Consider the following 17,002-nt stretch of genomic DNA (forward strand, 5'->3'; position numbering starts at 1 on the left):
ATAGAGAATCATGAAGTATATTTTTGACATCGTGCATGGCTTCTTCACCCAGCTTCGCAGCCTGGTGATGATTTTCAGTCATGCCTTCCGCAAGCGCGACACGCTGCAGTATCCGGAAGAGGCGGTGTACCTGCCGCCGCGCTTTCGTGGGCGTATCGTCCTGACCCGCGACCCCGACGGTGAAGAGCGTTGCGTAGCCTGCAACCTGTGCGCCGTGGCCTGCCCGGTCGGTTGCATCTCGCTGCAGAAGGCTGAAACCGAAGACGGCCGCTGGTACCCGGAATTTTTCCGTATCAACTTCTCGCGCTGCATTTTCTGTGGCCTCTGCGAGGAAGCCTGCCCGACCACCGCAATCCAGCTGACACCGGATTTCGAAATGGCCGAGTTCAAGCGTCAGGACCTGGTGTACGAGAAAGAAGATCTTTTGATCTCCGGCCCCGGCAAAAACCCTGACTACAACTTCTATCGTGTTGCAGGTATGGCCATTGCCGGTAAGCCGAAAGGCTCCGCGCAGAATGAAGCCGAACCGATCAACGTGAAGAGCTTGCTGCCTTAAGGAAGAAAGATGGAATTCGCTTTCTATTTCGCGTCAGGAGTTGCCGTTGTGTCCACGCTTCGCGTGATCACCAACACCAATCCTGTACACGCCCTGCTCTACCTGATTATTTCGCTGCTCGCCGTGGCGATGACCTTTTTCAGCCTCGGTGCTCCATTTGCCGGCGTACTGGAAGTGATCGCCTACGCCGGCGCCATCATGGTGCTGTTCGTGTTCGTGGTGATGATGCTGAACCTCGGCCCTGCCTCGGTTCAGCAAGAGCGCGTCTGGCTCAAGCCCGGCATCTGGGCGGGTCCCGTTGTACTGGCTGCGCTGCTGCTGGCTGAACTGCTGTATGTGCTGTTCAGCCATTCCAGCGGCACCGGCGTCGGCCACACCACCGTAGACGCCAAGGCCGTGGGCATCAGCCTGTTCGGTCCTTATCTGCTGGTGGTCGAACTCGCCTCGATGCTGCTGCTCGCCGCAGCCGTCACGGCGTTCCACTTGGGCCGCAACGAGGCGAAGGAGTAACTTTATGCCTGCTATCCCTCTCGAGCATGGTCTGGCGGTTGCCGGCATCCTGTTCTGCCTCGGTCTGGTTGGCCTGATGGTCCGCCGCAACATTCTTTTCGTGCTGATGAGCCTGGAGGTCATGATGAATGCCGCCGCCCTGGCGTTCATCGTTGCCGGTAGCCGTTGGGGCCAGCCGGATGGACAGATCATGTTCATCCTGGTGATCAGCCTGGCAGCCGCCGAGGCCAGTATCGGCCTGGCGATTCTGTTGCAGCTGCATCGCCGCTTCCACACTCTCGATATCGACGCTGCCAGCGAGATGCGCGGATGAACCTTCTCTATCTGACTTTCGTATTCCCCCTGATCGGTTTCCTGCTGCTGTCGTTCTCACGCGGCCGCTTCTCGGAAAACCTCTCGGCGCTGATCGGCGTCGGCTCCATCGGCCTCTCGGCGATTGTTGCTGCCTATGTGATCTGGCAGTTCAACGTTGCGCCGCCTGAAGGCGGTCACGTCACCCAGGTGTTGTGGCAGTGGATGTCGGTGGGCGACTTCAAGCCGAACTTCGCCCTGTACCTGGATGGTCTGTCCGTGACCATGCTCGGTGTGGTCGTCGGTGTGGGCTTCTTGATCCACCTGTTCGCGTCCTGGTACATGCGCGGTGAAGACGGCTACTCGCGCTTCTTCGCGTACACCAACCTGTTTATCGCCAGCATGCTGTTCCTGGTGCTGGGCGATAACCTGTTGTTCCTGTACTTCGGTTGGGAAGGCGTGGGCCTGTGCAGCTACCTGTTGATCGGTTTCTACTACAGCAACCGCAACAACGGTAATGCCGCACTCAAAGCCTTCATCGTTACCCGTGTCGGCGACGTGTTCATGGCCATCGGCCTGTTCATCCTGTTCCAACAGTTGGGCACGCTGAACATTCAAGAGCTGCTGGTCAAAGCACCTGAGCACTTCAAGGTCGGTGACTTCTGGATCGTTCTGGCGACCCTGATGCTGCTGGGCGGTGCTGTCGGTAAATCCGCGCAACTGCCGCTGCAAACCTGGCTGGCGGATGCGATGGCCGGTCCTACCCCGGTTTCGGCACTGATCCACGCCGCGACCATGGTGACCGCGGGTGTCTACCTGATCGCCCGTACCCACGGTCTGTTTGCGTTAGCGCCGGATATCCTGCACCTGGTCGGCATCGTCGGCGGTGTGACGCTGGTGCTCGCCGGTTTCGCAGCCCTGGTACAAACCGACATCAAACGTATCCTCGCCTACTCGACCATGAGCCAGATCGGCTACATGTTCCTGGCGCTGGGCGTGGGTGCCTGGGAAGGCGCGATCTTCCACCTGATGACCCACGCGTTCTTCAAGGCGCTGCTGTTCCTTGCGTCCGGCTCGGTGATCGTTGCCTGCCACCACGAGCAGAACATCTTCAAGATGGGCGGTCTATGGAAGAAACTGCCACTGGCCTACGCCAGCTTCATCGTCGGCGGCGCGGCCCTTGCAGCCCTGCCACTGGTGACCGCTGGTTTCTACTCGAAAGACGAAATCCTCTGGGAAGCTTTCGCCAGCGGTAACCACGGTCTGCTCTACGCAGGTCTGGTCGGTGCCTTCATGACGTCGCTGTACACCTTCCGCCTGATCTTCATTGCGTTCCATGGTGAAGTGAAGACCGAAGCCCACGCAGGTCACGGCATTGCTCACTGGCTGCCACTGTCGGTGCTGATCGTGCTGTCGACCGCCATTGGCGCGATGATCGTTCCGCCATTGCACGGCGTGCTGCCAGAAAGCGTTGGCCATGCCGGCGGCGAAGCCAAGCACAGCCTGGAACTCGCCTCGGGTGCTATCGCCCTGTCCGGTATCCTGCTGGCCGCGCTGCTGTTCCTCGGCAAGCGTCGCTTCGTCACCGCCATCGCCAACAGCGGCATCGGCCGTCTGCTCACAGCCTGGTGGTTCGCGGCCTGGGGTTTCGACTGGATCTACGACAAACTGTTCGTCAAACCGTACCTTGCGATCAGCCACCTGCTGCGCAAAGACCCGTTCGACCAAACCATCGGTTTGATCCCGCGTCTGGCCAAAGGGGGTCACAACTCCCTGAGCCGAACCGAAACAGGTCAACTGCGTTGGTACGCCGCCTCGATGGCTGCTGGTGCCGTGCTGGTTATCGGCGCTGTCGTGCTGGTAGCGGTCTGATATGAACCTTGCGAACTTGCGAAAGGAAACGAGCCCGTCATGATTCTGCCTTGGCTAATCCTGATCCCCTTCATCGGCGGCCTGCTGTGCTGGATGGGTGAGCGCTTCGGCGCTACCCTCCCCCGCTGGATTGCGCTGTTGACCATGACCCTGGAACTCGCTCTCGGCCTCTGGCTGTGGGCCCACGGTAACTATTCATTTGCACCGGCGCCTGGCGCCGATCCGACCTGGGCGCTTGAATTCAAGCATGTCTGGATCGAGCGTTTCGGCATCAACGTGCACCTGGCCCTCGACGGCCTGTCGCTGTTGATGATCATGCTGACCGGTCTGCTGGGTGTCCTCTCGGTACTCTGCTCGTGGAAAGAGATCCAGCGCCACGTTGGCTTCTTCCACCTGAACCTGATGTGGATCCTGGGCGGTGTTGTCGGCGTGTTCCTCGCCCTCGACCTGTTCATGTTCTTCTTCTTCTGGGAAATGATGCTGGTGCCGATGTACTTCCTCATCGCGCTCTGGGGTCACAGTTCTTCGGACGGCAAGAAAACCCGGATCTACGCGGCGACCAAGTTCTTCATCTTCACTCAGGCCAGCGGCCTGATCATGTTGGTGGCGATCCTGGGTCTGGTACTGGTCAACTTCAACAGCACGGGCGTGATTACTTTCAACTACGCCGACCTGTTGAAAACCAAGATGTCGCTGACCACCGAGTACATCCTGATGCTCGGCTTCTTCATCGCCTTCGCGGTGAAGCTGCCGGTGGTGCCGTTCCACTCCTGGCTGCCGGATGCTCACGCACAGGCACCCACTGCGGGTTCGGTTGACCTGGCCGGTATTCTGCTGAAGACCGCTGCGTACGGTCTGCTGCGTTTCGCCCTGCCGTTGTTCCCGAATGCGTCGGCCGAGTTCGCGCCGTTCGCCATGGCCCTGGGCCTGGTCGGGATCTTCTACGGTGCGTTCCTGGCCTTTGCCCAGACCGACATCAAGCGTCTGGTTGCATACTCCAGCGTTTCGCACATGGGCTTCGTGTTGATCGGCATCTACTCCGGCAGCCAGTTGGCTCTGCAAGGCGCAGTGATCCAGATGCTCGCGCACGGCCTGTCGGCAGCGGCACTCTTTATCCTGTGTGGCCAGCTCTACGAGCGCACTCACACTCGCGACATGCGTGAAATGGGTGGCCTGTGGTCGAAGATCGCCTACCTGCCAGCCGTCAGCCTGTTCTTCGCCGCGGCCTCGCTGGGCTTGCCGGTGACCGGTAACTTCGTCGGTGAGTTCCTGATCCTGATCGGCACCTTCGCCAGCGCGCCATGGGTCACCGTGATCGCGACCGCAGGCCTGGTGTTCGGTTCGGTCTACTCGCTGATCATGATTCACCGTGCCTACTTCGGCCCGTCCAAATCGGACGCCGTGCTGCACGGCATGGATACTCGCGAACTGATCATGGTGGTTGGACTGGCAGCACTGCTGATTTACATCGGCGTCTACCCGCAACCGTTCCTCGATACCTCTGCCGCGACGATGCATGGCGTGCAGCAATGGTTCGGTACCGCCTTCACTCAACTCGCTTCGGCCCGGTAAGAGCGCTATGGACTTTACGATTCAACACTTTATCGCGCTTGCGCCATTGTTGATCACCAGCGCCACGATCATCGTGGTGATGCTGGCGATCGCCTGGCGTCGCAACCACTCGCAGACCTTCCTGCTGTCGGTAGCGGGTCTGAACCTGGCCTTGCTGTCGATCCTGCCAGCCCTGAAAGTCGCGCCTCTGGCCGTGACTCCCTTGCTGCAGATCGACAGCTTTGCCTGCCTGTACATGGCGCTGATCCTGGTCGCTACCCTCGCTTGCGTCACCCTCGCCCACGCCTACCTCGGCGATGGCGGTACGGGTTACCCGGGCAACCGTGAAGAACTGTACCTGCTGATCCTGATGGCCGCCGCCGGTGGTCTGGTTCTGGTCAGCGCGCAGCACCTGGCCGGCTTGTTCATCGGTCTGGAACTGCTCTCGGTACCGGTCTACGGTCTGGTGGCGTATGCCTTCTTCAACAAGCGCTCACTGGAAGCCGGCATCAAGTACATGGTGCTGTCGGCAGCCGGTTCGGCGTTTCTGTTGTTCGGTATGGCCCTGCTCTACGCCGAAGCCGGCACCCTGAGCTTCAGCGGCATCGGTCAGGCCCTTGCGGCCACCGGCCTGCCAAGCCCGCTGGCGCAAATGGGCCTGGGCATGATGCTGATCGGTCTGGCGTTCAAACTGTCGCTGGTACCGTTCCACCTCTGGACGCCGGACGTCTACGAAGGTGCTCCGGCACCGGTTGCAGCGTTCCTGGCCACCGCCTCGAAAGTGGCTGTGTTCGCGGTCATGGTGCGTCTGTTCCAGATCTCGCCAGTGGCCAGCAGCGGTGTGTTGAGCACCGTGCTGACCGTGATCGCGATTGCCTCGATCCTGTTCGGTAACCTGTTGGCACTGACCCAGAGCAACCTCAAGCGCCTGCTGGGTTACTCGTCCATCGCGCACTTCGGTTACCTGTTGATCGCCCTGGTGGCGAGCAAGGGCCTGGCGATGGAAGCCATCGGCGTGTACCTGGTCACCTACGTGATCACCAGCCTCGGGGCTTTCGGCGTGATCACCCTGATGTCCTCGCCTTACAAAGGTCGTGACGCTGACGCGCTGTACGAGTACCGCGGCCTGTTCTGGCGTCGTCCGTACCTGACCGCCGTACTGACCGTGATGATGTTGTCGCTGGCCGGCATCCCGTTGACCGCAGGCTTCATCGGCAAGTTCTACATCATCGCCACCGGTGTCGAATCTCACCAATGGTGGCTGGTCGGCTCCCTGGTACTGGGCAGCGCCATCGGCGTCTTCTACTACCTGCGCGTCATGGTCACCCTGTACCTGATCGAGCCAAACCTGCGTCGCGTCGACGCTCAGCTGCACTGGGAACAAAAGGCAGGCGGCGTGATGCTGCTGGCCATCGCAGTGCTGGCGTTCTTCCTCGGCCTGTACCCACAACCACTGCTGGCACTGGTTCAGCAATCTGGCCTGGCCGGTTGATCGCTTAGCCAACACGCAGTAGAAAAACAGAAACGGCACCTTCGGGTGCCGTTTTTGCGTTTGGGGGACTGCTCTCCCCTTTCTCGGAATGTGCCTGCAAGGGGACCGGTAACGGCTGACATCCGGCTGATGCTACTGAGCGCTAAGGTGAGTGACGGGCTATCAGGAGCACTCAATGAAACGAGGTACTTTTTCAGGGTTGGTCGAAAATATTGAATTCCTGGCGAGTGAGCGACAACGCAACACTCGGGTAAAAGGTGCTCCTGAGACGCCAGCGAGCTCAAGAACATCTAGATCTTTCAACGCTAACTCGGCACATGAAAACTTGGCCTATTGTCCCCTCACCTTTGCCTACCCAAAAAATTCTGGCTATATTTGTCCAGAATATTGGAGGGACATCATGATCATCGTTCCGTTAGGCGAAGCAAAAAACAATTTGTCCAAACTGGTCGATGACGCTGCTTCCGGACAGATCATCACGATTGCTAAACATGGCCGGGCCCTTGCCCGCCTTGTTCCCGTGGGAAAACCCTCCGGACGGCGCATCGGAGCGATGAAAGGCAAACTGACCTTGCCTGAAGACTTTGATGCGCCGCTACCGGACGAAATGCTGGACGCATTCGAAGGGACTCACGGATGAGGGTTTTACTCGATACGCATATTCTGCTTTGGACTCTCAGTGATGACCCAAAGCTATCCGACAGAGCCAGAAAACTCATTGAGAGCGCTGCCGACATTTACATCAGCGCAGCTACTTTCTGGGAGATGGCGATCAAGGTTGGGCTAGGAAAGCTAAGCGTTGATTTGGAAGAGATTCGAGAATACTGCCTCGAAAGCGGTTTCATAGAGTTGCCCGTCACTTCAGAACACGCCATTGCGGTGAAAGACCTCGAACATCACCATCGCGATCCGTTCGACCGTCTTATTGTTGCAACTGCAATCACAGAACCAATGAAGCTGCTCACCGCCGACCCTTTAGTCGCCAAATACACATCACTCGCTATTTTGGTTTAACCCGTTCTATCTCGACAAAGATTACTTCCATCAAACAAAAACCCGCACAAGGCGGGTTTTGTTTTTAGCTCAAGCAAGCGATCAGTCAGCCAGACGCCACGTCGTGCCGCCCTTGCCGTCTTCCAGCACCACGCCCATGGCGGTGAGCTGGTCGCGGATGCGGTCCGACTCGGCCCAGTCCTTGTTGGCACGGGCTGTCAGGCGCGCCTGAATCAGTGCATCGACTTGTGCCGCATCGACCCGGCCTTCAGCGCCGGCTTGCAGGAAGTCATCAGCTTGGAGCTGCAACACGCCGAGCACACTGGCCAGTTCTTTCAAACGCGCCGCCAGACCGGCCGCCGCATCGAGATCACTCTCACGCAGACGGTTGATCTCGCGCACCATCTCGAACAACACCGCGCACGCTTCCGGCGTACCGAAGTCGTCGTTCATCACCTGGGTGAAGCGCTCGACAAACGCTTCGCCACCGGCGGCCAGAACCGTCGGCAGGCCTTTCAACGCGTGGTAGAAACGCTCCAGAGCGCCTTTGGCGTCCTTGAGGTTGTCTTCCGAGTAGTTGATCGCGCTGCGGTAGTGGCTCGACACCAGCAGGTAACGCACAACTTCCGGGTGGTATTTGTCGAGCACGTCGCGAATGGTGAAGAAGTTGTTCAAGGACTTGGACATCTTCTCGCCATTGATGCGAATCATCCCGCAATGCATCCACGCGTTGGCGTAGGTCTTGCCGGTGGCCGCTTCGCTCTGGGCGATTTCGTTTTCGTGGTGCGGGAACTCAAGGTCGCTGCCGCCGCCATGAATATCGAAGGTCTCACCGAGGCAGCAGGTCGACATCACCGAGCACTCGATATGCCAGCCCGGACGCCCGGCCCCCCACGGCGATTCCCAGCTCGGCTCACCCGGCTTGGCGGCTTTCCACAGCACGAAGTCCAGCGGGTCCTGTTTCGACTCGTCGACTTCGATGCGGGCGCCAATGCGCAGGTCTTCGATCTTCTTGCGCGACAGCTTGCCGTAGCCCATGAACTTGGCGACGCGGTAGTACACGTCGCCGTTACCCGGCGCGTAGGCGTAGCCCTTGTCGATCAGGGTCTGGATCATCGCGTGCATGCCGGCGATGTGGCCAGTGGCGCGCGGTTCCATGTCCGGCTTGAGGATGTTCAGCCGCGACTCGTCTTCGTGCATCGCTGCGATCATGCGCTCGGTCAACGCTTCGAACGACTCGCCGTTTTCACGGGCGCGATTGATGATCTTGTCGTCGATGTCGGTGATGTTGCGCACGTAGGTCAGGTCATAACCGCTGAACCGCAACCAGCGGGTCACCAGGTCGAACGCAACCATGCTGCGGCCGTGGCCCAGGTGGCAGTAGTCATACACGGTCATCCCGCAGACATACATGCGCACCTTGTTGCCATCCAGCGGCTTGAAGACTTCTTTGCTCTTGGTGAGCGTGTTGTAGATCGTAAGCACGATTGTTCCTTGGCTCTAAATCACTGGCCCCACGAGTCACGCAGGGTCACGGTGCGGTTGAATACCGGGTGACCGGGTTTCGAGTCCTTGATGTCTGCGCAGAAGTAGCCTTCGCGCTCGAACTGGAAACGGTCTTCCGGCTGTGCATTGCCCAGCGAAGGCTCGGCACGACAACCGGTGAGCACCTGCAGCGAATCAGGGTTGATGTTGTCCAGGAAACCGGCGCTGTCTTCAGCCTTCTCCGGGTTCGGCGAACGGAACAGGCGATCGTACAGACGCACTTCACACTCGACACTGGCAGCCGCCGGCACCCAGTGAATCACACCTTTGACCTTGCGGCCTTCAGGGTTCTTGCCCAGGGTTTGCGGGTCATAGGAGCAACGCAGTTCGACGATGTTGCCATCGGCGTCCTTGATCGCTTCGTCGGCACGGATCACGTAGCTGCCACGCAGACGCACTTCGCCAGTTGGCTCCAGGCGCTTGTAGCCCTTTGGCGGCTCTTCCATGAAGTCTTCACGGTCGATGTAGATCTCACGGGCGAATGGCAGAACCCGCACGCCCATGTCTTCTTTCGGGTGGCAGGGCAGTTCGAGGTTCTCGACCTGGCCTTCCGGGTAGTTGGTGATCACGACTTTCAGCGGACGCAGCACGCACATGGCGCGAGGGGCGCTGTGGTCGAGGTCGTCACGGATGCTGAATTCGAGCATGCCGAAGTCGACCACGCCGTCGGAACGGTTGGTGCCGACCATTTCGCAGAAGTTGCGGATCGATTTCGGCGTGTAGCCACGACGACGGAAACCCGACAGCGTCGACATGCGCGGGTCGTCCCAGCCATTGACGTGCTTTTCATCGACCAGCTGCTTGAGCTTGCGCTTGCTGGTGATGGTGTAGTTCAGGTTCAGACGGCTGAACTCGTACTGACGCGGTTGCGCCGGCACTGGCAAATGCTCCAGGAACCACTCGTACAGCGGACGATGGCTTTCGAACTCCAGGGTGCAGATCGAGTGCGTGATGCCTTCTATAGCATCCGACTGACCGTGGGTGAAGTCGTAGTTCGGGTAGATGCACCACTTGTCACCGGTCTGGTGGTGGTGAGCGTGACGGATGCGATACATGATCGGGTCGCGCAGGTTCATGTTCGGCGAGGCCATGTCGATCTTGGCCCGCAGCACGCGTGCGCCGTCCTGGAATTCGCCAGCCTTCATGCGGGCGAACCAGTCGAGGTTTTCTTCCACGGAGCGGTCACGGAACGGGCTGTTCTTGCCCGGCTCGGTCAGGCTGCCACGGTATTCCTTGGCTTGCTCCGGGCTCAGGTCATCGACGTAAGCCTTGCCGGCCTTGATCAGCTCGACGGCCCAGTCGTGCAACTGGTCGAAATACTGCGAGGCATAGCGCACTTCACCGGACCACCCGAAGCCCAGCCATTTGACGTCGCTTTCGATGGCGTCGATGTATTCCTGGTCTTCCTTGGCCGGGTTGGTGTCGTCGAAACGCAGGTGCGTCACGCCACCGAACTCCTGGGCCAGGCCGAAGTTCACACAGATCGACTTGGCGTGACCGATGTGCAGGTAGCCGTTGGGCTCAGGCGGGAAACGGGTGACGATCTGCGTGTGCTTACCCGAGTCCAGGTCCGCCTGGATGATCGGGCGCAGGAAGTTGACCGGCACGGCAGGGCCGGTCTTGGAATTCGAGGTAGGGTCGACAGTGGGCTTGCTCATAGGATCCTTGAACGTACAAGTGCGTGGCCGGAACTAAAGGCCTGACAAAACAAAGCCGCTATCATAGCCGATGCTGTCAAGCCGCTGACAGAGCAGGCCTGCAAACGGCTGCATTTAATCGGCTACAAATGAAAAACAGCCTCGAAATTCACGCCTGTCGCGCTAAACTGCGCACCTTGGCCGACACTGGCCGGACCGGTTGGGGGCCGTAATGCCCCGAAACCCACGAACTCATAGAAAGAGTACCGATCATGACCCAAGTCAAACTGACCACCAACCATGGCGACATCGTCCTGGAACTGAACGCTGAAAAGGCACCGTTGACCGTTGCCAACTTCATCGAATACGTCAAGGCCGGCCACTACGAAAACACCGTTTTCCACCGTGTGATCGGTAACTTCATGATCCAGGGCGGCGGTTTTGAGCCAGGCATGAAAGAAAAGAAAGACAAGCGCCCAAGCATCCAGAACGAAGCTGACAACGGCCTGCCGAACGAGAAGTACACCGTGGCTATGGCGCGCACCATGGAGCCGCATTCGGCTTCCGCCCAGTTCTTCATCAACGTGGCTGACAACAGCTTCCTGAACCACAGCGCCAAGACCACTCAGGGCTGGGGCTACGCAGTATTCGCCAAAGTTGTTGCCGGCACTGAAGTCGTCGACAAGATCAAGGGCGTGAGTACCACTTCCAAGTCCGGCCACCAGGACGTACCCGCAGACGACGTGATCATCGAGAAAGCCGAGATCATTGAGTGATACTGCTGATTTCAGATTTACATCTGGAAGAGGAGCGCCCGGACATTACCCGGGCGTTTCTGGATTTGCTCGCCACCCGCGCCCGCTCGGCACAAGCGTTGTACATTCTCGGCGACTTTTTCGAGGTGTGGATTGGCGATGACGCCATGACCCCCTTCCAACGCTCCATCTGCCAGGCCCTGCGCGAACTTAGCGACAGCGGCACGGCCATATTCCTGATGCACGGTAATCGCGATTTCCTGCTCGGCAAGGCCTTCTGCAAAGCAGCCGGCTGCACCCTGCTCAAAGACCCGAGTGTCGTGCAGCTCGCAGGTGAGCCGGTGCTGTTGATGCATGGCGACAGCCTGTGCACCCGCGACGAAAGCTACATGAAACTGCGCCGTTACCTGCGCAACCCCATCACGCTCTTCATCCTGCACCATCTGCCGCTGCGCACCCGCCACACACTGGCGCGCAAGCTACGCAGCGAAAGCCGCGCGCAAACCCGTATGAAAGCCAATGACATCGTCGACGTGACCCCCGAGGAAATCCCGCGGATCATGCAGCAATACGGCGTGAAAACCCTGATCCACGGCCACACCCACCGCCCTGCCATCCACAAACTGCAGATTGGCGAGCAAGCCGCCAAGCGCATTGTGCTGGGGGACTGGGATCGCCAGGGCTGGGCGTTGCAGGTGGATGAGCAAGGGTTTGCGTTGGCCCCATTCGATTTCGTAGCAACGTAAAAATCAAAAGATCGCAGCCTTCGGCAGCTCCTACATAGGTACGTCATACACCCGTAGGCGCTGCCGAAGGCTGCGATCTTTTAGCGGCCGCCGCTAAATCAATGTCCGCTCGCCTCCGGCCCAGCCTTCGCCGCAAACGGCGGCTTGGCTAGCCATACCAGCAAAATCAACCCCATAAAACCCCAGCCCAACAGCGTGAAGTAATCCACGGTGGAGAGCATGTACGCCTGACTGGTCAGCAGGTGATCGAGTTGTGCATAAGCAGGATTGCCCGCCCCGCCCAGCGTATTCAGCGTATCCCGGGTTACCGGATCGAAGGTGCTGAGGCTTTCGCTCAGGTAGGCGTGATGCTGATCGGCGCGACGGATCCAGATCCAGGTGGTCAGTGAGGCCGCGAAGCTGCCACCCAAGGTCCGCAGGAACGTCGCCAGGCCCGCACCATCGGCGATCTGATGCGGTGGCAGGTCCGACATCAAAATGCTCAGGGTCGGCATGAAGAACAGCGCCACACCAATGCCCATGAACAGTTGCACCAGTGCCACGTGCTGGAAGTCCACTTCATTGGTGAAGCCGGCGCGCATGAAGCAGCTCAAGCCAATCGCCAGGAATGCCAGCCCGGCCAGCAGTCGCAGGTCGAACCTGTGCGCGTACTTGCCGACAAAGGGCGACATCAGCACCGGCAGAATACCGATCGGCGCCACCGCCAGCCCGGCCCAGGTCGCGGTGTAGCCCATTTGGGTTTGCAGCCACTGCGGCAGAATCAGGTTGATGCCAAAGAACCCGGCGTAACCAAAGACCAACACGAGGGTGCCGATCCGGAAGTTGCGATACGCGAACAGCCGCAGATTCACCACCGGGTGCTTGTCGGTCATCTCCCAGATCACGAACACCGCCAGCGCAATCGCTGAAATAACCGCACCGATAATGATGAAGTTCGACTCGAACCAGTCCAGGTCATTGCCCTTGTCGAGGATGATCTGCAGCGCGCCGACACCAATGATCAAGGTCAACAGGCCAATGTAGTCCATCGGCTGGCGACTGATCACCACCGGACGCTCCTTGAGCTGTTGCTTGACCACCATCACCGCGAACACGCCAATCGGCACGTTGATAAAGAAGATCCACGGCCAGCTATAACTGTCGGTAATCCAGCCACCGAGTATGGGACCGGCAATCGGCGCGACCACCGTGACCATCGCCAACAATGCCAGGGCCATCCCCCGTTTCGCCGGCGGATAGACCGCGATCAACAGCGTCTGGGTCATCGGGTACAACGGCCCTGCCACCAATCCTTGCAGTATCCGGAAGCCGACCAGCTCGGGCATCGACGTCGAGATGCCGCAGAGAAACGACGCCAGCACGAACAGAATGGTCGCCCACAGAAACAGCTTCACCTCACCAAAGCGCCGGCTCAGCCAACCGGTCAACGGCAGCGCGATGGCGTTACTCACGGCAAACGAAGTGATGACCCAGGTACCCTGCTCCGAACTCACGCCCAGGTTGCCGGAAATGGTCGGCAAGGCCACGTTGGCGATGGTGGTATCGAGTACCTGCATGAAAGTCGCCAGCGACAGACCAATGGTGCTGAGCACCAGGCTGGGCGGCTTGAAAGACGCGTTATTGCTCATCGCGAATCCTTTGAAACGAGGCAGTCGCTGCGACCGTTATGGCCGCAGCTGACGGATTGGCGAATCAGCGTTGAGCCGTTTTGCTCGCCACTGAACTGTTGTCGTGGATCAGGCGAGTGATCATCGCGTCGGCGTCAGCCAACTGACGGTCGTAGACGTTGGTGCTGAACGAGGCCTTTTGCGGCGGCTGTTGCGCCAATACCGGGCCACTCTGGTCGCGCAGGTTGACGTTGACCATCGTCGACAGGCCAACCCGCAATGGGTGCTCGGCCAATTGTTCGGCATTGATGTGAATCCGTACCGGCACCCGCTGAACAATCTTGATCCAGTTACCCGTCGCGTTTTGCGCCGGCAGCAAGGCAAACGCGCTGCCGGTCCCGGCGCCAAGGCTGTCGATAGTGCCGCTGTATTTCACTTCGCTGCCGTAGAGGTCGGCTTCGATCTCCACCGGCTGACCGATGCGCATGTCACGCAGTTGGGTTTCCTTGAAGTTGGCGTCGATCCACAGTTGATCCAATGGGATAACCGCCATCAGCGCAGTCCCCGGCTGAACCCGTTGACCCAGCTGTACGGTGCGCTTGGCGACGTAACCGGTGACCGGTGCGATCAGTGTGCTGCGGGCGTTGTTCAGGTAAGCCTGACGCACTTGTGCAGCGGCGGCCTGGACGTCTGGATGAGACGAAACCACGGTGTCGTCGACCAGCGCGCTGGTGGTGGCGAGTTGCTGCTGAGCGTTGGCCAGGGCGTTTTGCGCCGAGGTCAGGTCATCCCGTGCGTGGGACAGTTCTTCCTGGGAAATCGCCCCGCCCGCCGCCAGATTCTTCCGGCGATTAAAGTTATCCTGAGCCTTCTGCACTTCAGCTTTCTGTGCATTGACCTGGGCTTTCATGCCGTCAACGTTGCTGTACAGGCCGCGCACCTGGCGCACCGTGCGGGCCAGATTGGCCTGGGCATTTTGCAGAGCGACTTGCGCGTCGTTCGGGTCGAAGTTGATCAGCACCTGACCTTCATGAACCAGATCGCCGTCGTCGGCACCGATGCTGACAACCGTGCCGGTGACCAGAGGCGTGATTTCCACCACGTTGCCGTTGACGTAGGCATCGTCGGTATTTTCGTTCCAGCGTCCGTAGAGCTCGTGCCAGCCCCAAACAGCGAGGCCGCCAACAATCACCAGGATCGTCAGCACCAGCAGCATGAATTTGCGTTTGCCTGGATTGCCCGTGTCTTGGGCATCTTCAGGGGTTGGGTTGGTTTCGACAGTGGCCATGACAAGTACCTTGAATTATTGATTCAGCGTGGCAGGCGCTGGGGTTGGAGTGGCCGCGGCCAGGGTGTCGGCTTGAAATCCGCCGCCCAGTGCCTGCATCAGTTGAATCGACAGATCGATCTGCTCGGCATTCAGGTTCGCCAACTGACGCTGGGCCTGGAGCAATTGCTGCTCGATGCTGAGCACGTCCAGGTAGTTACCGATGCCGGAACCGTAACGCTGGACCACCGTGTTGTATGAGTCCTGGGCAATGTCGGTGGCGTGTTGCTGCGCACCGATCTGCCGACCGATGTCACGCAACTGGGAAATCGTGTCGCTGACATCCCCCAACGCTTTCACCAGCGTTTTGTTGTACTGCGCGACGGCGAGGTCGTAGTCCGCGTCCCGTGCATCAAGGTTGGCGCGCAAGCGGCCACCATCGAAGATCGGCAACGACACGGTTGGCATAATATTGAGGAAGCGGCTCGCCGAGCCAAACAGCGCGTCACCCAACAACGACTCGGTACCGGCGGCTGCGCTCAGGTTGAGGTTCGGATAGAACTTTGTTTTACCGGCATCGATGCTCTTGCTCGCCGCCTCGACCCGCCAACGCGCGGCGATCAGGTCCGGACGACGACCGAGCAACTCGGCTGGCAGTGTCGACGGCAACGCCACGGCGCTGGCCTGAAGGACTTTCGGCCGGGCAATGTCGTTGCCACGATCCGGGCCTTTACCGAGCAGCACGGCCAGGGCGATTTTCGCGCTCTGCAAGATCTTTTCAGCGTCGATCAACGTCGCTTCAGAGCTGGCTTCCAGGCTCTCGGTCTGCTGGTACTGGTATTGGCTGTCGATGCCGGAGCTCAGCCGACGCTGGCTCAGATCGAGCATTTGCCGGGTGCGTTTGAGGTCGTCGTTAGCCAGGTCATAAACGATATGGGCCTGCCCAAGGTTGCTGTAGGCGCGGGCGACGTCGGCCGACAAGGTCAGCTGTGCGGCTTGCTGATCGACTTCGGCAGCGCGGGCCTGGCCCAGCGCGGCTTCCCAAGTGGCACGCTGACCGCCCCAGAGGTCGAAGGTGTAATTGAAGCTGGCGCCGATACTACGCACCGTGGCGTAGTTGCCCCCTCTCCGGTCGGGTCCTTGTCACGGGCCAACCGCGAGCGACTGACGCTGGCACTGGCATCAAGGGTCGGCATCCGCGCGGCATCGGCGGCATAAGCGGCAGCGCTGGCCTGGTGGGCACGGGCGTCGGCGATTTGCATGTCCGGGCTGTCGTGCAGGGCTTCGCGGATCAGGCCGTCGAGCTGTGGGTCGCCGAGGCTTTTCCACCAGTCGCTTTTTGGCCACGCCGCAGGCGACAGGGTGACACCGCTGAGGGATTGTCCGGCCTTGAGGGTTTTCGCATCGAGGCTAACGCCTTGGGTGTTCAGGCCGCTGTAGCTGGCGCAACCGGCCAGACTCATGGCCAACAGCACCAAGCTGAGGCGAGTACGCAAGGGTTTACCGCTCATTTGTCACCTACCCGCAACAAGGTGATGGGATCACCGGCTGCCAGCAAAATTTTCTTCAGGATCTGTTCCAGGGTTTTCAACTCTTCTGGCGTGATGGCGCCTGCCAGTTCGTTCATCGCCTCGGCACCGATGTGCGGCAGACGATCGGCCAGCGTCTGGCCTTCCTCGGTCAGCACCAGCTGCACCTGACGGCGGTCGCCCTCGGAGCGTTGGCGGGCGAGAAAACCTTTCTGCTCCAGACGATCGAGCATGCGGGTCATGGAGCCGCTGTCCAGCGACAGGTGACGGCACAGTTCGGCCGGGGTATCGACGCCGAACTGGGCCATGATGATCAGCACCTTGAACTGCGCGGCGGTGATGCCGTGGGGTTCCATGTGCGTGTCGAGGATCCGGTCCTTGAGCAAGGCGGCGCGACCCAGCAGAAGCCCGAGGTGGCAATTGTGAAAATCGAACGGCTTGAAATGTTTCATCTGACCACCCATTAGCTGCCTAGGCAGGGAAAGTATGTCCAGATATTACTGCCTAGGCAGCGAATGTCAACGTAATAGTTAGGAGGCTTTGTAATTGGGTGGTAAATCGCGGGGCCCGAAAGCAAAAAGATCGCAGCCTTCGGCAGCTCCTACAGGGGTTTTGTGTACACCCGTAGGAGCTGCCGGAGGTTCGGGCCGC

At 59.6% G+C, this 17,002-nt stretch carries 15 protein-coding genes and 1 pseudogene; 10 read left to right on the plus strand and 6 right to left on the minus strand.

The window, feature by feature from the left end:
* Nucleotides 1-10 precede the first annotated feature (10 nt).
* The 8 genes from nuoI (at nucleotide 11) to BLL42_RS02915 (ending at nucleotide 7,286) form a co-directional block, all read left to right on the plus strand.
* A complete protein-coding gene (nuoI, locus tag BLL42_RS02880) occupies nucleotides 11-556 on the plus strand; it encodes an NADH-quinone oxidoreductase subunit NuoI (protein ID WP_201788749.1) in 546 nt (181 codons plus the stop codon).
* 9 nt (nucleotides 557-565) lie between these two features.
* Nucleotides 566-1,066 (plus strand): NADH-quinone oxidoreductase subunit J, encoded by a 501-nt coding sequence (gene nuoJ / locus BLL42_RS02885; RefSeq protein WP_019689817.1) that lies wholly within the window; start codon nucleotides 566-568, stop codon nucleotides 1,064-1,066.
* 4 nt (nucleotides 1,067-1,070) lie between these two features.
* Nucleotides 1,071-1,379, plus strand: coding sequence for an NADH-quinone oxidoreductase subunit NuoK (gene nuoK / locus BLL42_RS02890; protein WP_019689816.1), 309 nt, complete (start codon nucleotides 1,071-1,073; stop codon nucleotides 1,377-1,379).
* Nucleotides 1,376-3,229 carry an NADH-quinone oxidoreductase subunit L gene (nuoL, locus tag BLL42_RS02895; protein ID WP_071550706.1) on the plus strand — a complete coding sequence of 618 codons (1,854 nt, stop codon included), beginning with the start codon at nucleotides 1,376-1,378 and terminating at the stop codon, nucleotides 3,227-3,229. The genes nuoK and nuoL overlap by 4 nt, the downstream gene beginning before the upstream one ends.
* A gap of 39 nt (nucleotides 3,230-3,268) precedes the next feature.
* On the plus strand, nucleotides 3,269-4,801 hold the full coding sequence (gene nuoM, locus BLL42_RS02900; RefSeq protein WP_071550707.1) for an NADH-quinone oxidoreductase subunit M: 1,533 nt from the start codon (nucleotides 3,269-3,271) through the stop codon (nucleotides 4,799-4,801).
* A 7-nt stretch (nucleotides 4,802-4,808) separates the two neighbouring features.
* Entirely contained in the window at nucleotides 4,809-6,272 is a 1,464-nt protein-coding gene (nuoN, locus tag BLL42_RS02905) for an NADH-quinone oxidoreductase subunit NuoN (RefSeq protein WP_071550708.1), read from the plus strand.
* Nucleotides 6,273-6,447: 175 nt separating this feature from the next.
* Nucleotides 6,448-6,912, plus strand: a complete 465-nt coding sequence (locus BLL42_RS30385; RefSeq protein WP_236721958.1) for a type II toxin-antitoxin system Phd/YefM family antitoxin — start codon at nucleotides 6,448-6,450, stop codon at nucleotides 6,910-6,912.
* Nucleotides 6,909-7,286, plus strand: a complete 378-nt coding sequence (locus tag BLL42_RS02915) for a type II toxin-antitoxin system VapC family toxin (protein ID WP_071550709.1) — start codon at nucleotides 6,909-6,911, stop codon at nucleotides 7,284-7,286. The genes BLL42_RS30385 and BLL42_RS02915 overlap by 4 nt, the downstream gene beginning before the upstream one ends.
* Before the next feature lie 81 nt (nucleotides 7,287-7,367).
* Here BLL42_RS02915 and cysS read toward each other — a convergent pair whose 3' ends face one another.
* Both cysS and BLL42_RS02925 read right to left on the minus strand, forming a co-directional pair.
* Nucleotides 7,368-8,750, minus strand: a complete 1,383-nt coding sequence (gene cysS / locus BLL42_RS02920) for a cysteine--tRNA ligase (RefSeq protein ID WP_071550710.1) — start codon at nucleotides 8,748-8,750, stop codon at nucleotides 7,368-7,370.
* A gap of 20 nt (nucleotides 8,751-8,770) precedes the next feature.
* Entirely contained in the window at nucleotides 8,771-10,468 is a 1,698-nt protein-coding gene (locus tag BLL42_RS02925) for a glutamine--tRNA ligase/YqeY domain fusion protein (protein WP_071550711.1), read from the minus strand.
* A gap of 251 nt (nucleotides 10,469-10,719) precedes the next feature.
* On the opposite strand from BLL42_RS02925, the gene BLL42_RS02930 reads away from it, so the two are divergent.
* Both BLL42_RS02930 and lpxH read left to right on the plus strand, forming a co-directional pair.
* The gene (locus BLL42_RS02930) at nucleotides 10,720-11,223 is read left to right on the plus strand and encodes a peptidylprolyl isomerase (protein WP_071550712.1); all 504 of its coding nucleotides are present in this window, start codon (nucleotides 10,720-10,722) and stop codon (nucleotides 11,221-11,223) included.
* The gene (gene lpxH / locus BLL42_RS02935) at nucleotides 11,220-11,948 is read left to right on the plus strand and encodes a UDP-2,3-diacylglucosamine diphosphatase (protein ID WP_071550713.1); all 729 of its coding nucleotides are present in this window, start codon (nucleotides 11,220-11,222) and stop codon (nucleotides 11,946-11,948) included. The genes BLL42_RS02930 and lpxH overlap by 4 nt, the downstream gene beginning before the upstream one ends.
* 98 nt (nucleotides 11,949-12,046) lie before the next feature.
* Here the strand turns inward: lpxH and BLL42_RS02940 are convergent, their stop codons facing one another.
* The 4 genes and pseudogenes from BLL42_RS02940 to BLL42_RS02955 form a co-directional block, all read right to left on the minus strand.
* Entirely contained in the window at nucleotides 12,047-13,576 is a 1,530-nt protein-coding gene (locus BLL42_RS02940) for a DHA2 family efflux MFS transporter permease subunit (protein ID WP_071550714.1), read from the minus strand.
* A 64-nt stretch (nucleotides 13,577-13,640) separates the two neighbouring features.
* Nucleotides 13,641-14,843, minus strand: a complete 1,203-nt coding sequence (locus BLL42_RS02945; protein WP_071550715.1) for an HlyD family secretion protein — start codon at nucleotides 14,841-14,843, stop codon at nucleotides 13,641-13,643.
* A gap of 15 nt (nucleotides 14,844-14,858) precedes the next feature.
* Nucleotides 14,859-16,333: pseudogene (locus BLL42_RS02950) on the minus strand (efflux transporter outer membrane subunit).
* The gene (locus tag BLL42_RS02955) at nucleotides 16,330-16,803 is read right to left on the minus strand and encodes a MarR family winged helix-turn-helix transcriptional regulator (protein WP_071555687.1); all 474 of its coding nucleotides are present in this window, start codon (nucleotides 16,801-16,803) and stop codon (nucleotides 16,330-16,332) included. The pseudogene BLL42_RS02950 and the gene BLL42_RS02955 overlap by 4 nt, the downstream one beginning before the upstream one ends.
* Between the last annotated feature and the right edge of the window lie 199 nt (nucleotides 16,804-17,002).

The organism is Pseudomonas frederiksbergensis (assembly GCF_001874645.1).
Lineage (GTDB): Bacteria > Pseudomonadota > Gammaproteobacteria > Pseudomonadales > Pseudomonadaceae > Aquipseudomonas > Aquipseudomonas frederiksbergensis_B.

What these genes read in the sequence shown, in the direction of transcription:
- nuoI (WP_201788749.1), top strand. Translation starts at nt 11, where the DNA reads ATGAAGTATATTTTTGACATCGTGCATGGCTTCTTCACCCAGCTTCGC.
- nuoJ (WP_019689817.1), top strand. Translation starts at nt 566, where the DNA reads ATGGAATTCGCTTTCTATTTCGCGTCAGGAGTTGCCGTTGTGTCCACG.
- nuoK (WP_019689816.1), top strand. Translation starts at nt 1,071, where the DNA reads ATGCCTGCTATCCCTCTCGAGCATGGTCTGGCGGTTGCCGGCATCCTG.
- nuoL (WP_071550706.1), top strand. Translation starts at nt 1,376, where the DNA reads ATGAACCTTCTCTATCTGACTTTCGTATTCCCCCTGATCGGTTTCCTG.
- nuoM (WP_071550707.1), top strand. Translation starts at nt 3,269, where the DNA reads ATGATTCTGCCTTGGCTAATCCTGATCCCCTTCATCGGCGGCCTGCTG.
- nuoN (WP_071550708.1), top strand. Translation starts at nt 4,809, where the DNA reads ATGGACTTTACGATTCAACACTTTATCGCGCTTGCGCCATTGTTGATC.
- BLL42_RS30385 (WP_236721958.1), top strand. Translation starts at nt 6,448, where the DNA reads ATGAAACGAGGTACTTTTTCAGGGTTGGTCGAAAATATTGAATTCCTG.
- BLL42_RS02915 (WP_071550709.1), top strand. Translation starts at nt 6,909, where the DNA reads ATGAGGGTTTTACTCGATACGCATATTCTGCTTTGGACTCTCAGTGAT.
- BLL42_RS02925 (WP_071550711.1), bottom strand. Translation starts at nt 10,468, where the DNA reads ATGAGCAAGCCCACTGTCGACCCTACCTCGAATTCCAAGACCGGCCCT.
- BLL42_RS02930 (WP_071550712.1), top strand. Translation starts at nt 10,720, where the DNA reads ATGACCCAAGTCAAACTGACCACCAACCATGGCGACATCGTCCTGGAA.
- BLL42_RS02940 (WP_071550714.1), bottom strand. Translation starts at nt 13,576, where the DNA reads ATGAGCAATAACGCGTCTTTCAAGCCGCCCAGCCTGGTGCTCAGCACC.
- BLL42_RS02945 (WP_071550715.1), bottom strand. Translation starts at nt 14,843, where the DNA reads ATGGCCACTGTCGAAACCAACCCAACCCCTGAAGATGCCCAAGACACG.
- BLL42_RS02955 (WP_071555687.1), bottom strand. Translation starts at nt 16,803, where the DNA reads ATGAAACATTTCAAGCCGTTCGATTTTCACAATTGCCACCTCGGGCTT.